Origin of the sequence: Streptacidiphilus cavernicola, assembly GCF_042510955.1 — a bacterium.
In the GTDB taxonomy this organism is placed as follows: Bacteria; Actinomycetota; Actinomycetes; order Streptomycetales; family Streptomycetaceae; genus Streptacidiphilus; species Streptacidiphilus cavernicola.
In genome coordinates this window covers 137,407-150,311 of sequence record NZ_JBHFAB010000007.1, presented here as the reverse complement: position 1 = coordinate 150,311, position 12,905 = coordinate 137,407, and the positions used below count along the sequence as shown (strand labels likewise).

14 protein-coding genes are annotated in these 12,905 nt (G+C 74.8%); 7 read left to right on the top strand and 7 right to left on the bottom strand.

Features of this window, described 5'->3' with window-relative positions:
• Nucleotides 1–92: 92 nt before the first annotated feature.
• Nucleotides 93–2,042, top strand: a complete 1,950-nt coding sequence (locus ACEZDE_RS11960) for a tetratricopeptide repeat protein (protein ID WP_380535407.1) — start codon at nucleotides 93–95, stop codon at nucleotides 2,040–2,042.
• Between the two features lie 18 nt (nucleotides 2,043–2,060).
• Here ACEZDE_RS11960 and ACEZDE_RS11955 read toward each other — a convergent pair whose 3' ends face one another.
• The 3 genes from ACEZDE_RS11955 to hisN form a co-directional block, all read right to left on the bottom strand.
• Nucleotides 2,061–2,483, bottom strand: coding sequence for a Fur family transcriptional regulator (locus ACEZDE_RS11955; RefSeq protein ID WP_380535405.1), 423 nt, complete (start codon nucleotides 2,481–2,483; stop codon nucleotides 2,061–2,063).
• 47 nt (nucleotides 2,484–2,530) lie between these two features.
• Nucleotides 2,531–3,187 (bottom strand): DedA family protein, encoded by a 657-nt coding sequence (locus tag ACEZDE_RS11950; RefSeq protein ID WP_380535403.1) that lies wholly within the window; start codon nucleotides 3,185–3,187, stop codon nucleotides 2,531–2,533.
• Nucleotides 3,188–3,281: 94 nt separating this feature from the next.
• Nucleotides 3,282–4,073, bottom strand: coding sequence for a histidinol-phosphatase (hisN, locus tag ACEZDE_RS11945; RefSeq protein ID WP_380535401.1), 792 nt, complete (start codon nucleotides 4,071–4,073; stop codon nucleotides 3,282–3,284).
• Nucleotides 4,074–4,128: 55 nt separating this feature from the next.
• Here hisN and ACEZDE_RS11940 point away from each other — a divergent pair, with 55 nt between their 5' ends.
• Nucleotides 4,129–4,608 carry a MarR family winged helix-turn-helix transcriptional regulator gene (locus ACEZDE_RS11940; RefSeq protein ID WP_380535399.1) on the top strand — a complete coding sequence of 160 codons (480 nt, stop codon included), beginning with the start codon at nucleotides 4,129–4,131 and terminating at the stop codon, nucleotides 4,606–4,608.
• On the opposite strand, the gene ACEZDE_RS11935 is transcribed toward ACEZDE_RS11940, so the two are convergent.
• From ACEZDE_RS11935 to ACEZDE_RS11920, 4 genes are read right to left on the bottom strand one after another with little or no spacing between them, the layout of a single operon-like run.
• Nucleotides 4,589–4,912 (bottom strand): DMT family transporter, encoded by a 324-nt coding sequence (locus ACEZDE_RS11935; RefSeq protein WP_380535397.1) that lies wholly within the window; start codon nucleotides 4,910–4,912, stop codon nucleotides 4,589–4,591. The two genes, ACEZDE_RS11940 and ACEZDE_RS11935, sit on opposite strands and share 20 nt — an antisense overlap.
• Nucleotides 4,913–4,971: 59 nt before the next feature.
• On the bottom strand, nucleotides 4,972–6,015 hold the full coding sequence (gene rsgA, locus ACEZDE_RS11930; RefSeq protein ID WP_380535395.1) for a ribosome small subunit-dependent GTPase A: 1,044 nt from the start codon (nucleotides 6,013–6,015) through the stop codon (nucleotides 4,972–4,974).
• An 11-nt stretch (nucleotides 6,016–6,026) separates the two neighbouring features.
• Nucleotides 6,027–7,376 carry a 3-phosphoshikimate 1-carboxyvinyltransferase gene (gene aroA / locus ACEZDE_RS11925; protein ID WP_380535393.1) on the bottom strand — a complete coding sequence of 450 codons (1,350 nt, stop codon included), beginning with the start codon at nucleotides 7,374–7,376 and terminating at the stop codon, nucleotides 6,027–6,029.
• Nucleotides 7,377–7,399: 23 nt separating this feature from the next.
• Nucleotides 7,400–8,113, bottom strand: a complete 714-nt coding sequence (locus tag ACEZDE_RS11920; protein WP_380535391.1) for a M50 family metallopeptidase — start codon at nucleotides 8,111–8,113, stop codon at nucleotides 7,400–7,402.
• A 132-nt stretch (nucleotides 8,114–8,245) separates the two neighbouring features.
• Between ACEZDE_RS11920 and ACEZDE_RS11915 the strand changes: the two genes are divergently transcribed.
• The 5 genes from ACEZDE_RS11915 (at nucleotide 8,246) to ACEZDE_RS11895 (ending at nucleotide 12,770) form a co-directional block, all read left to right on the top strand.
• A complete protein-coding gene (locus ACEZDE_RS11915; RefSeq protein WP_380535389.1) occupies nucleotides 8,246–9,010 on the top strand; it encodes an SOS response-associated peptidase in 765 nt (254 codons plus the stop codon).
• 119 nt (nucleotides 9,011–9,129) lie between these two features.
• Nucleotides 9,130–10,020, top strand: coding sequence for a sigma-70 family RNA polymerase sigma factor (locus ACEZDE_RS11910; protein WP_380535387.1), 891 nt, complete (start codon nucleotides 9,130–9,132; stop codon nucleotides 10,018–10,020).
• On the top strand, nucleotides 10,017–10,319 hold the full coding sequence (rsrA, locus tag ACEZDE_RS11905; RefSeq protein WP_380535386.1) for a mycothiol system anti-sigma-R factor: 303 nt from the start codon (nucleotides 10,017–10,019) through the stop codon (nucleotides 10,317–10,319). The genes ACEZDE_RS11910 and rsrA overlap by 4 nt, the downstream gene beginning before the upstream one ends.
• A gap of 268 nt (nucleotides 10,320–10,587) precedes the next feature.
• On the top strand, nucleotides 10,588–12,018 hold the full coding sequence (locus ACEZDE_RS11900; protein WP_380535384.1) for an HD-GYP domain-containing protein: 1,431 nt from the start codon (nucleotides 10,588–10,590) through the stop codon (nucleotides 12,016–12,018).
• The gene (locus ACEZDE_RS11895) at nucleotides 12,015–12,770 is read left to right on the top strand and encodes an HD domain-containing protein (protein ID WP_380535382.1); all 756 of its coding nucleotides are present in this window, start codon (nucleotides 12,015–12,017) and stop codon (nucleotides 12,768–12,770) included. Before ACEZDE_RS11900 ends, ACEZDE_RS11895 begins: the two co-directional genes overlap by 4 nt.
• Nucleotides 12,771–12,905: the final 135 nt, after the last annotated feature.

Sequence of the window (12,905 nt, the reverse complement as noted above, 5' to 3'; positions counted from 1 at the left end):
ACCCCATGGGGGACGGTGCGGGGCCGAGAAGCGGCCCGGAGCTCCGATGCGTGGCAGGGACGCCCAGTAGCCCGGCGGACGCAGGAGTCGACATGTCGGTAGTCGCTGGAGGAGTGGCGGGCGTCGATCAGGACGACCCGCAGAAGGGACGGCTGCCGCTGCAGCGCGTCCCGAACGAGGGCGCGGCAGCGGTCGGCGCCCCGGACGACGCTGACCTCGACCGGACCCCCGATCCGGCGACGGACCCCGCGGCCGGGACGCACCCCGGGGCCAGGCCAGGCCCGGCCGACCCAGACGTCAGCGACCCCGTCGACAGCGGGGCCGATGGCGCCGACGCCGACGACGCGCCGGTGTTCCGCAGCTTCGAGTCCGCCCTGGAGGCGCAGGAGGAAGCCGCCCTGGAGGCGCGCTACCGGCTCGCCGCCGAGGAGGACCCGGCCGCGGGCAGCCTGCTCGGCGCGCTGCTGCTGCGCCGCGGCGACCTGGACGACGCCGAGCCGTACCTGCGCCGCGCCGCCGCGTCCGGGATCCGGGCCGGCGCCAACAACCTCGGCGTGCTGCTGCACCAGCGCGGCCACCGCGAGGAGGCCGCCCAGTGGTGGCGCACCGCGGCGGTCGCCGGGAGCGCGCCCGCCGCGCACGCCCTCGGGCTGCACCTGCGCGACCACGGCGACGAGCCCGGCTCCGAGTACTGGCTGCACCAGGCCGCCGAGCAGGGCCACACCGGGGGCGCGTACGCCCTGGCCGACCTGCTGGAGCACCGCCGCGACACGGTCGGCGCGGTGCGCTGGTTCCGCACCGCCGCCGAGGCGGGCCACCGGGAGGCCGCCTACCGGCTCGGACGGCTCAGGGAGGCCGCGCACGACGGCCAGGCCGCCGAGCCCTGGTACCACCAGGCGGCGGCCCGCGGCCACGCCCGCGCCGCGCTGCGCCTCGGCGTCCAGCTGGAGCGCCGTGGCGACCGCGACGGCGCCGCCCGCTGGTACCGGCAGTCCGCGCAGGGCGGGGAGCCGCGCGCGGCCTGCGCGCTCGGTTTCCTGCTGCGGGACGGCGGCGACGAGGTCGGCGCGGCCGACTGGTGGCGCGAGGCCGCCGACGCGGGCGACGGCAACGCCGCCAACGCGCTGGGCGCGCTGCACAGTTCCTGGGGCGAGACCGAGATGGCCGAGCAGTGGTACCGCACCGCGCTGGAGGCCGGGGACCACAACGGCGCCTTCAACCTGGGCCTGCTCTGCGCGGCGGAGGGCCGCGAGGCGCAGGCCGAGCAGTGGTACCGGCGCGCCGCCTACGCCGGGCACCGGGAGGCCAGCAACGCGCTCGCGGTGCTGCTGCTCCAGCGCGGGGACACCCCCGGCGCCGAGCCGTGGTTCTCCAAGGCCGCCGAGGCCGGCAGCGTGGACGCCGCCTTCAACCTGGGCATCCTGCACGCCGGACGCGGCGAGCAGCACGACGCCCAGGAGTGGTACGCCCGCGCGGCCGGGCAGGGCCACGCCGAGGCGGCACTGCAGCTCGCGGTCGCCAAGGAGCGCCGCGGCGACACCGACGCCGCCGCGGTGCGCTACCGCCAGGCCGCCGAACGCGGCTCCGCCGAGGCGGCGTTCCGGCTCGCCGTGCTGCTGGAGCGCGGCGGCGAGGAGCGCGACTCGGAGGACGTCGACCGCTGGTACGGGGTCGCCGCCGAGGCCGGGCACAACCGGGCCCAGGTCCGGGTCGGGGTGCGGGCGGCCGAGCGCGGCGACACCAGGACCGCGGAGGTCTGGTACCGCAGGGCCGCCGAGGGCGGCAGCCGCAGCGCGGCCTTCAACCTCGGGCTGCTGCTGGCCCGCGAGGGCGGCGAGGCCGAGGCGGTGCTCTGGTACACCAGGGCCGCGGACGCCGGGCACGGGCGTGCGGCGCTGCGGCTGGGCCTGCTCTCGGCCCGGCACGGGGATCTGACGACGGCTCGGAACTGGTGCGAGCGCGCGGCCGCGTACGGGCCGGGGGGCGTGACCGAACGCGCGGTGCGCCTGCTGGAGGCGCTGCGCGCCGACCTCAGCGCCTAGCGCTCGGCAAGGAGCCGCTCAGACGGTGGCGGGCGCGCAGTCCGGGCAGAGGCCGCGGTAGGTGACCTCGACCGCCGCGATGGTGAAGCCGAAACGTTCCGTCGCGGGCAGCGCCGCGATCGGGTCGTCGGTCGGGTGGACGTCCCTGATCGCGCCGCAGGACGAGCAGACCAGGTGCTGGTGCGCGTGGTGCGCGTTGGGGTCGTAGCGCTTGGCCCGGCCGTCGGTGCTGACCTCCAGCACCTCGCCGAGGGTCACCAGCTCGCCGAGCGTGTTGTAGACCGTCGCCCGGCTGATCTCCGGGAGCAGCTCCACCGCGCGGGCGTGGATCTCGTCGGCGGTGAAGTGGACGTGGTCCCCGTCGAGCACCTGGGCCACGACCCGGCGCTGCGCGGTCAGCCGCCAGCCCCGGCCACGGAGTCGTTCCAGCAGGTCACTCATGGAAGGGAGGGTACCCGACGGGGAGCGGGTGCAGACAGGAGCCGTGCTCAGACCTCGCTGCCGACCGTCTCCGGCAGATCCTCGAAACGCGCGGCGGCCCGCTTCTCGGCCCGGTGCTTGAGCAGCAGCAGCCCGGCCGCCGCGACCACGATCACCCCGACGAAGATCCAGCTGGCCACGCTGGCGTAGTGCTCCACCCGGTGCCAGCTCGCCCCGGCGAAGTAGCCGAGCAGCACGAAGCCGGTGGCCCAGACCGCCCCGCCGAACACGTTCCAGCCGAGGAAGGTGCGGTAGCGCATCTCGGACACCCCGCACAGCCCCGGCACCAGCGCCCGCAGCGCGGCGGCGAAGCGCCCGGCGAAGACCGCCCGGCCGCCCAGCCGCTGGATCAGGTCCTTGCTCTGCCGGACGTGCGCGGGCTTGATCAGCCGGCTCGGAAGCCGGCCGAGCAGGCGGTCGCCCCAGCGCTTGCCGACCGCGTAGCCGACGCTGTCGCCGATCACCGCCCCGGCGACCGCCGTCACGATCACCGCCCACAGCTGGTTGGTTCCGTTGTAGGCGGTCACCCCGCCGATCACCACGGCGGTCTCGCCGGGGATCAGGAAGCCGAGGAAGACCGAGGACTCCAGCGCGGGCAGCAGGAACACCGCGAGCAGCACCAGAGTGCCGTTGAGCGCCAGCAGATGGTCGCTGATCCAGGACACCGGTGAATCTCCTCGGACAGTCGGGTGCGGGGTTTTGGTAAAGGGACGTTCAAACCGTACCCGCCCAACGCACATGCCCCGCCCGAGGGTTCCTTCAGCCCAGCCGTTGCAGCAGTTCGCCGTGCAGCAGGCCGTTGGACGCGGCGGCGTCCCCGCTGTGGACGCCGGGGACGCCGTCCAGGCCGGTGAAGCGCCCGCCCGCCTCCTCGACGATCACGCAGGCCGCGGCCATGTCCCAGATGCTCAGCTCGGGTTCGGCGCAGATGTCCACCGAGCCCTCGGCGACCATCATGTAGGGCCAGAAGTCGCCGTACGCGCGGGTCCGCCAGACCTCGCGGGAGAGGTCAAGGAAGGCCGGCAGCCGGTCCCGGGCTTCCCACCCGGTCAGCGAGGAGTAGGCGAAGGAGGCGTCGCCCAGCTGGGAGACGTCGGAGACCTGGATCCGGTTCGCCTTGGTCAGCCCGCGCCCGGTGAACGCGCCGGTGCCCTTGGCGGCCCACCAGCGGCGGCCCAGCGCCGGGGCGGAGACCATGCCGACCACCGGCTGCTCGCCGCCGGGGCCCAGCTCCATCAGCGCGATCAGGGTGGCCCAGACCGGGACGCCGCGGATGTAGTTCTTGGTGCCGTCGATCGGGTCGATCACCCAGCGCCGCGGGCCGTGCCCGGTGGCGCCGAACTCCTCGCCCATCACCGCGTCCCGGGGCCGGGCCCGCTTGAGGTCGTTGCGCAGCAGGTCCTCGACGGCCTTGTCCGCGTCGCTGACCGGGGTGAGGTCCGGTTTGGTGTCGATCTTCAGATCGAGCGCCTTGAAGCGGTCCAGCGTCACCGAGTCCGCGTGGTCGGCGAGGACGTGGGCGAGGCGGAGATCGTCGTGGTAGTCGGCCATGTGCTGCACAGTAACGATCAGAAGCAGGCGGGGCCAACGTTCTAGGCTGTGCCCCATGGCGGACGGCGCGGGTGTGGACGATCGGGAACTGGTCACCTGGTGGGGCCTGGTGGTCGAGGCGTACGGCCGGACCACGCCGTTGCTCCAGGTGGGACCGGTCGGCGGGGTGGACCTGCCGGGGCCCTGGTTCGAGGTGCTGCTACGGCTGCTGCGCACCCCGGGCGGACAGTTGACGATGAGCCAGTTGGCCCACGAGGTGGCGCTGACCAGCGGCGGCTTCACCAAGCTGGCGGACCGGATGGTGGGCGCCGGGCTGATCGAGCGGCAGGCCTCGGTCGAGGACCGCAGGGTGAGCCACGCGGTGCTGACGGCCGAGGGCCGCCGGATCGCGGAGGAGGCGCAGCGCCTGCACGTCGCCAGGCTGCGGGAGCACTTCCTGGGCCCGCTGGGGGAGGAACGCGCGGGTCAGCTCGCCGCGCTGATGCGGCTCCTGCGGGACGCCAACACCCGGCCGGTCAGTGGGTCGAGCCACTGAGCTGCAGACCGATCACACCGATCAGCACCAGGCTGATGGAGACGATCTTCAGCACCGACACCGTGTCACCCAGCCAGACCATCCCGTAGACCGCCGTCCCGGCCGCGCCGATCCCGGTCCAGACCGCGTAGGCCGGGCCGACGTGCAGTGACTTCAGCGCGGTGGACAGCAGCGCGAAGCTGCCGATGCCGAACAGCGCGAAGCCGACGCTGGGCCAGAGCCGGGAGAAGTTCTCGCTCAGCTTCAGGCACACGGCGAAACCGGTCTCCAGCAGTCCGGCGACGATCACCAGGAACCAGGCCACGGGTCCTCCACGGGGTCAGTCCACCCATCCTGGGACAGGGGCGGCGGATGTGCGAGTCCTCAGTCGCCCTCGCGGGACTCCTTGGTGGACAGCAGCCGGCGCAGCGAGTAGAGCCGGGCCGGGTCGGCACGGCCGTCGGCGACCCAGGCGTCCAGGGCGCAGTCGGGCTCGTCGTGGCTGCAGGCGCGGGGGCAGCCCTCGGTGCCGGGGACCAGGTCGGGGAAGGCCAGCACCACCCGGCCGGGCTCGATGTGGGACAGCCCGAAGGAGCGGAAGCCGGGGGTGTCGATCACCCAGCCGGGCTCGGTCCCCCTGGCGGCCTCCGGGGCGGGCGGCAGCCGCAGCGCCAGCGCCGAGACGGTGGTGTGCCGGCCCCGGCCGGTGACCGCGTTGACATGGCCCGTGGTCCGCTGGTGCTCCGGCACCAGGGCGTTGACCAGGGTGGTCTTGCCGACCCCGGAGTGCCCGATGAAGACCGTGGACAGCCCGCGCAGGTGCTCGCGGACCCGTTCGGCCCCTTCGCCGGCCAGGTCGTCCCTGCGGGTGACCACGTGCTCCACGCCCAGCGGCGCGTAGATGTCCAGCAGCGGCCCGGGGGCGGCCAGGTCGGACTTGGTGAGCACCAGCAGCGGGCTCAGCCCGGCGTCGTAGGCGGCGACCAGGCAGCGGTCGATCAGCCGGGCCCGCGGCTCCGGGTCGGCCAGCGCGATCACGATGGCCAGCTTGTCGGCGTTGGCGACCACGATCCGCTCGTACGGGTCGTCGTCGTCCGCGGTGCGGCGCAGCACCGACACCCGTTCCTCCACCCGGACGATCCGGGCCAGCACGCCCGGCTCCCCGGAGAGGTCGCCGACCAGGCCGACCCGGTCGCCGACCACCACGCCCTTGCGGCCCAGCTCACGGGCCTTCATCGCGGAGATCTCGCGCTCGCGCCTGGTCCCGGCCTCGACCAGGCAGGTGTAGCGGCCCCGGTCGACGGTCAGCACCATGCCCTCGGCGGCGTCCTCGTGGGTCGGCCTGGTCCTGGTCCGCGGGCGGGAGCCCTTGCGGGACGGACGGGCCCGGATGTCGTCCTCGTCGGAGTCGCTGTCGTAGCGGCGCATCGCGGGGACCGTCAGCCCTTCGCCGGGGTCAGCATGGAGTCCCAGAGGCCGGTGAAGCCGGGCAGGGTCTTCGCGGTGGTCTGCACGTTCTCCACCCGGACGCCCGGCACGGCCAGCCCGATCACGGCCGCGGCGGTGGCCAGCCGGTGGTCCTCGTAGGTGTGGAAGACGCCGCCGCGCAGCGGGCGCGGGTTGATCCGCAGCCCGTCCGCGGTCTCGGTGACGTCGCCGCCGAGGCCGTTCAGCTCGTCGGCCAGTGCCTTCAGCCGGTCGGTCTCGTGCAGCCGCAGGTGGGCGATGCCGCTGAGCCGGGACGGGGAGTCGGCCAGGGCCGCGACCGCGGCGATCACCGGGGCCAGTTCGCCGACCTCGTGCAGGTCCGCGTCCAGGCCGTGCACCCGGCCGCCGCCGGTGAAGCGCAGCCCGTCCGGGGTGTGCTCGCACCGGCCGCCCATCCGGGTGAACAGGTCGCGCAGCTGGTCGCCGGGCTGGCTGGTGCGCTCGGGCCAGTCGCGGACGGTCACCGTGCCCGCCGTGACCAGGGCCGCGGCCAGGAACGGGGCGGCGTTGGAGAGGTCCGGCTCGACCACCACGTCGCGGCCCAGCAGCGCGCCGGGGCTGACCCGCCAGACGTCCGGCTCGCCGCCGTCCTCGGGCGCGTCCACCTGCGCCCCGGCGGCGCGCAGCATCTCCACCGTCATCCGGATGTGCGGCAGCGAGGGCACCGGGTCGCCGCAGTGGCGCACCTCGACCCCCTGCTGGAACCGCGGCCCGGACAGCAGCAGCGCGCTGACGAACTGCGAGGACGAGGACGCGTCCACGGTGACCGTGCCGCCGACCAGTCCGCCGGTGCCGTGCACGGTGAGCGGCAGCGCCCCGCGCCCCTCGTCCTCTATCCGCGCGCCCAGCGCCCGCAGCGCGGTGATCACGCCGCCGAGCGGGCGCTCGTGCGAGCGCGGGTCGCCGTCGAAGTGCACCGCGCCGTCGGCCAGCGCCGCGACCGGCGGCAGGAAGCGCATCACCGTCCCGGCGTTGCCCACGTCCACCCGGGCCGGGCCCAGCAGCGGGTTGGGCAGGCCGTACCGGTTGGGCAGGACGCGCCAGGCGTCACCGCCGCCGGGGACGCCGGTGCTGCTGTTCAGGATGTCCTCGATGCCGACGCCCAGGGCCCGCAGGCCCTCGGCCATCAGCAGGCTGTCCCGGCTGCGCAGCGGGCGCCGGACGTAGCCGGGCTGGTCCGCCAGCGAGGCCAGGACCAGGGCGCGGTTGGTCGCCGACTTGGATCCGGGAACGGTGACCACCGCGTCGACGGGGTCGGTCGCGGTCGGTGCGGGCCACAGGGCTTCCAGGGTGCCGGTCATGGGCACCGAGCCTATCCGCACTCTTACCTGGTGAGCAGCCAGCGCGCGCCGACGGCGAGGCAGGCGAGCGCGACGGCCAGGAACAGGGTCACCCAGAGCAGCCCGGGGGTCCTGGTCAGCCGGCCGAGCTGGTCCGCGTCGGAGTCCGGGGCGCCGCCGTGCCGCCGCTTGTGCTGCAGCTCGACCACCGGCCGGACCCCGGCCAGCAGCAGGAACCAGACGCTGAGGTAGGCGAACGCACCCTGCACCTGCGCGCTGCCGAACCAGGACACGGCGAAGCAGAGCCCGCCGGTGAGCACCACGGTCAGCGCCCCGTAGGCGTTGCGGATCATCACCAGCAGCGCGGCCAGCAGCAGCACCACGCCCCAGAGCAGCGCGGTGACGTGGCCGCCGGAGATCAGCCAGGCGCCGGCCAGCCCGATCAGCGGCGGGGCGCTGTAGCCGGCCGCGGCGGTCAGCACCATGCCGACGCCGTGCGGCTTGCCGGAGGAGACGGTCAGGCCGCTGGTGTCCGAGTGCAGCCGGACGCCCTGCAGCCGCCGCCCGGTCAGCACCGCGACCAGGCTGTGCCCGCCCTCGTGCGCGATGGTGACCACGTTGCGGGAGTAGTGCCAGGCGAACCGGGGGGCCACCGCCAGCAGGGCTATCGCGGCGGTGCCCCAGAGGATCGCGGTGGACGGCGCGGTCTGGACGCCGGTGACCTGGTCCCAGACCTGGCCGATGCTCTGCGGGTGCATGGGGGTGTGTCGCCTCACTGCTCGGGGCTGCTGCCTCGGGTACGGATCGGGGAAGCCTCGCACGGGGGGACGCGGCAGGGGTAGTTCCCGGTTCGGCCCCGGCGGTCCGTCCCGGATGGGAGGCTGTCCCGCATGTGTGGTCGATACGCGGCCGGCCGCGGGCCGGAGGAGCTGGTCCGGCTGTTCGGCGTGCGGGACTGGGATCCGGAGCAGGCCCCGGGCCCGGACTGGAACGTCGCTCCGACCAAGCCGGTGTCGGCGGTGCTGGAACGGCCGTCCCCGGGCGGCGGCCCGCAGCCGGTACGGCAGTTGCGGACGCTGCGGTGGGGCCTGGTGCCGTCCTGGTCGAAGTCGCCGGAGGGCGCGGTGAAGATGATCAACGCCAGGGCCGAGACGGTGCACCAGAAGCCCGCCTACCGGCAGGCCTTCGCCGCCCGCCGCTGCCTGCTGCCCGCCGACGGCTACTACGAGTGGGCGGTGGCCGCCGCCGATCCCGGCGCCCCGAGGGCGAAGGCGCGGAAGCAGCCCTATCTCATCGCCCCGGCCGACGGCTCGGTGCTGGCGATGGCCGGGCTGTACGAGTTCTGGCGCGACCGCGCCGTCCCGGCCGAGGACCCGGCCGCCTGGTGGTGCACCTGCACCGTGGTCACCACCGCCGCCGAGCCCGCGCTGGCCGCGATCCACGACCGGATGCCGCTGGTGCTGCCGCCGGACCGCTGGGACGCCTGGCTGGACCCGGCCCTCGCCGACCCGGAGCAGGCCCGGCTGCTGCTCGCCCCGCCGCCGCCGGGACTGCTGGCGGCCCGCCCGGTCTCGGCCGCGGTCGGCAGCGTCCGCAACAACGGCCCGGAACTGCTGCACCCGGCCGAACCGGAGACCCCGCTCCAGCTTTTCTGACCGGAGCCCGGCCGACCGGGCCCGCGGTTTTCCGGCCGCCGGGCGCTCCGGGAATGGGCGCCGCCGCCCGCTGGTTCACACCAGTGTCGGTATTCCAGCGTCATTGGAAGGCAGTGCTCATGGTTTCAGCCGCATGCCCGGCCCGTCCCGAGGGCGTCGCGAGCTCCGTACTGTCCTGGCCCGCGTGGCCCGTCGCGGGCGAGTCGGCCCCCGGCCCGATAGTCTCCTCAGCGAGCCGGTCCACCGCCGTGGACCGTCCGTTCTTCGCTGAGGAGGTGGGTCCGGTCGCCGGGACCGAGGACGAGACGGGCGCCGTGAGCGAACCGCTGCGCGACGAGGACTTCGGCGAGGACACCTTCCGTGCCGCCGCCGAGGAGACCGAGTCCGCCCGTTCGGCGCGCTTCGAACGGGACGCCCTGGGCTACCTGGACCAGATGTACTCCGCCGCGCTGCGGATGACCCGGAACCCGGCCGACGCCGAGGACCTGCTGCAGGAGACGTTCGCCAAGGCGTTCGCGTCCTTCCACCAGTTCCGCGAGGGCACCAACCTCAAGGCGTGGCTGTACCGGATCCTGACCAACACCTTCATCAACTCGTACCGGAAGAAGCAGCGCGAGCCCCAGCGCACCGGTGCCGAGGAGATCGAGGACTGGCAGCTCGCGCGCGCCGAGTCGCACATGTCGACCGGGCTGCGCTCCGCCGAGACGGTGGCCCTGGACCACCTCCCGGACAGCGACGTCAAGGACGCCCTGCAGTCGATCCCGGAGGAATTCCGGATCGCGGTGTATCTCGCGGACGTCGAGGGCTTCGCCTACAAGGAGATTGCCGACATCATGGGGACACCCATCGGTACGGTGATGTCCCGCCTCCACCGCGGTCGGCGCCAGCTGCGCGACCTGCTGGAGGACTACGCCCGCGACCGTGGGCTGGTCCCGGCCGGCAGCGGCGCCGGGACCGGTGTCTCGCAGACTGGTGCTGCACAGGATCTGGCGAAAGGCGCGGGCTCATGAGCTGCGGCAACCACCACGACACCGCGTGCAGCGAGGTCCTGGACCATCTCTACGAGTACCTCGACAACGAGATGGGCGAGGGCGACTGCGCCAAGCTGAAGGAGCATTTCGACGAGTGCTCCCCCTGCCTGGAGATGTACGGGCTGGAGCGGGCCATCAAGGAGCTGGTGAAGCGCTCCTGCGGCTGCGACACCGCGCCGTCGGACCTGCGCGGCAAGGTGCTGGCCCGGATCGACCGGATCCGGGCCGGGCTCCCGGTCCAGGGCGAGCTGCTCGGCGACGAGGCAGCCGTCAACTGAAGCAGGGTTGACCGAAGCCCGTCAATTGAATCAAGGAAGTCGTGGCCCCGGTGCATCAAGCGCCGGGGCCACGGGTATTGACGCCCCGAAACACGCATGTGTCACCTGATCGTGTGAGTCTGCTTCCGTCGAACGCGCCGATCCCGCCACCGGGCGGATTCGCCGCGTTCAGGGACATATCCTCCGTGACGGGTACCGGACGACGGAGGCGGAGATCACCACAGCAGCAGCGGAGGCGCGTCGGCACGCCCTCCGCCCGGCCGCCCGGGTGTACATCGGGCTGGTCCTCGTCGCCGCGATCGGCTGCGCCCTGCCGCTGCTGCCCGGCGTCCGCTCGGTCGGGCAGTGGACCAGGACCCTGCTGCTGGCGCTGGTCTTCGCCGGCTGCGACCGGATCGGCCGAGGCCGGAGCGCCGCGACGGAGGACACAGAGAGCGGAGCGGACGGGGAGAGCGGGGCGGGCGGGGAGGACGGCGCCCGGCAGCAGGTGGCCGGGGCCGCGCACTTCCCGGTGCTGCTGGCCGGGGTGATGCTGCTGCCCCCGGCGCTGGCCGCGCTGGTGGCCCTGCCCGGCGCGCTGACCGCCCCGGCCGCGCCGCCCCGGGCCGTGCGCAGGGCCTGGAACGCCGCCCAACTGGGCCTGTGCTGTTTCCTCGGCGGCGAAGTGTTCCGGGCCCTGGGCGGGCACCGGCTGCTCGGCGGCCACCCGCTGCCCGCGCTGCTGCTCCCGGCGCTGGCCGCCGCGCTGGCGTTCCGGCTGGCCAACGGACTGCTGATGGCCGGGGTGCTGGCCGCCGCCGAACCGGCCCGGCACCCCCGGCTGTGGCGCACGACCCTGCTGGCCTGCCCCGCCTCGGCCCTCGGCAACGGGCTGATCGGGCTGATGACCGCGGTGCTCTGGGAGAGCCGCTACGGGGCGTACGCGGCGCTTCCGGCGCTGCTGCCGCTGGGCCTGTCCAGCTGGGCCGCGGCGCAGGCGCACCGCGAGCAGGCCGCGCACCGGGCCACGGTGCGGGCGCTGGTGCAGGCGGTGGAGATCAAGGACGACTACACCCGCGGCCACAGCGAGCGGGTCGGCCTGGCCGCGGTGCTGCTGGCCCGCGAACTCCGGATGGCCGAACGGCGGATCGCCTCGCTGCGGGTCGCCGGGACCCTGCACGACGTCGGCAAGCTGGGCGTGCCGACCCGGCTGCTGCGGAAGAGCGGGCCGCTCACCGACGAGGAATACCGCGAGGTGGTGCAGCACCCCGAGTACGGCCACGAGCTGGTCCGCGGCATCGGCTTCCTGGGGGAGGCGCGGGCCGGGATCCTGCACCACCACGAGCGGATGGACGGCCGCGGCTACCCGCACGGCCTGGCCGGGGCGGAGATCCCGGAGTTCGCCCGGGTGATCGCGGTCGCCGACGCCTTCGACTCGATGACCTCCACCCGCTCCTACCGGCGCGGCCGTCCGGTGCACGAGGCCGTCGCCGAGCTGGAGCGCTGCGCCGGGAGCCAGTTCGACCCGGTGATGGTCGCGGCGCTGGCCCGTGCCCTGGACCGGCACGGCTGGCAGCCCGCGGCCCCGGCCGAGCGGGACGGCGACGCCCCCGACATCCCGCTCGGCGTCCGCGACCCCCTACCCGCCCTGGCCGGACCCCGCGACCGGACCCGGGCGCTCCGGGACGGTGCGGCGGGCCGGAACCGGGGGCGCGGGTGAGCCGCCCCCCGCGGCAGCGGCCCTCGGCCCCGCTCCGGGCGCCGGCCCCGCTCGGGGCCCTGCCCGCCGTGCGGGTGCTGCACGGGGCCGCCGCGGCGCTGTGCGTGGCGCTGGCGGTCACCGAGGCCGGGTGGTGGGCGCTGCCGCTGTTCGGGGCGCCGCTGCTGCTCGGGCAGCTGTCGTTCCGCCGGCACCGGGCGATCCGGGCCACCCGGCGGGAGACCGTCGCCTCGCTGGCCCGCACCACCGAGCTGGCCGGCTACACCCTGCCGGGCCACGCCCGCCGCGTCGCCGACCTGGCCGACCGGCTCGGCCGCGACCTCGGCCTGCGCCGCCGCGAGCTGCGGCTGCTGGAGTACGCCGCGCTGATGCACGACATCGGCCAGCTCTCGCTGGTGGACCCGGTGCCGGGCGGGGCAACCGCCCTGCTCCCGGTCGAGGAGCAGCGCCGGATCGGCCGGCTCGGCAGCGAGGTGATCCGGCGGGCGGGCGTCCCGGCGCAGGTCGCGGACATCGTCGCGGCGATCGCCGAGCCCAGCGCGGCCGGTCCTGACGGCGCCCCGGCCGGCGGCCCGGTGCCGCCCTCGGCGATCATCCGGGTGGCCAACGCCTTCGACGACCTCGACGGCGACGGCGGCGGCCCGGAGGGCCGTCTGGAGGTGGTGCGGCGGCTCCGCGCGGACACCGGCCGCGGCTATGAGCCGCGGGCTCTGGAGGCGTTGGCGCGGGTGTGCCTTTCGGCCGCTCCATAGCAGCTTCCCGGGCCATCTCGCAGCTACGGCGTGGACGACCGCCGGTCCGTGGTTGGATGCAGGAGAACGGGCGGCCCGCGGGAGTGTGGCGGGTGGCCCAGCGGGCATGGAACGGGGCAGGGGCACGGCTGCGCA

What these genes read in the sequence shown, in the direction of transcription:
- ACEZDE_RS11960 (WP_380535407.1), top strand. Translation starts at nt 93, where the DNA reads ATGTCGGTAGTCGCTGGAGGAGTGGCGGGCGTCGATCAGGACGACCCG.
- ACEZDE_RS11955 (WP_380535405.1), bottom strand. Translation starts at nt 2,483, where the DNA reads ATGAGTGACCTGCTGGAACGACTCCGTGGCCGGGGCTGGCGGCTGACC.
- hisN (WP_380535401.1), bottom strand. Translation starts at nt 4,073, where the DNA reads ATGGCCGACTACCACGACGATCTCCGCCTCGCCCACGTCCTCGCCGAC.
- ACEZDE_RS11940 (WP_380535399.1), top strand. Translation starts at nt 4,129, where the DNA reads ATGGCGGACGGCGCGGGTGTGGACGATCGGGAACTGGTCACCTGGTGG.
- rsgA (WP_380535395.1), bottom strand. Translation starts at nt 6,015, where the DNA reads ATGCGCCGCTACGACAGCGACTCCGACGAGGACGACATCCGGGCCCGT.
- aroA (WP_380535393.1), bottom strand. Translation starts at nt 7,376, where the DNA reads ATGACCGGCACCCTGGAAGCCCTGTGGCCCGCACCGACCGCGACCGAC.
- ACEZDE_RS11920 (WP_380535391.1), bottom strand. Translation starts at nt 8,113, where the DNA reads ATGCACCCGCAGAGCATCGGCCAGGTCTGGGACCAGGTCACCGGCGTC.
- ACEZDE_RS11915 (WP_380535389.1), top strand. Translation starts at nt 8,246, where the DNA reads ATGTGTGGTCGATACGCGGCCGGCCGCGGGCCGGAGGAGCTGGTCCGG.
- ACEZDE_RS11910 (WP_380535387.1), top strand. Translation starts at nt 9,130, where the DNA reads ATGGTTTCAGCCGCATGCCCGGCCCGTCCCGAGGGCGTCGCGAGCTCC.
- rsrA (WP_380535386.1), top strand. Translation starts at nt 10,017, where the DNA reads ATGAGCTGCGGCAACCACCACGACACCGCGTGCAGCGAGGTCCTGGAC.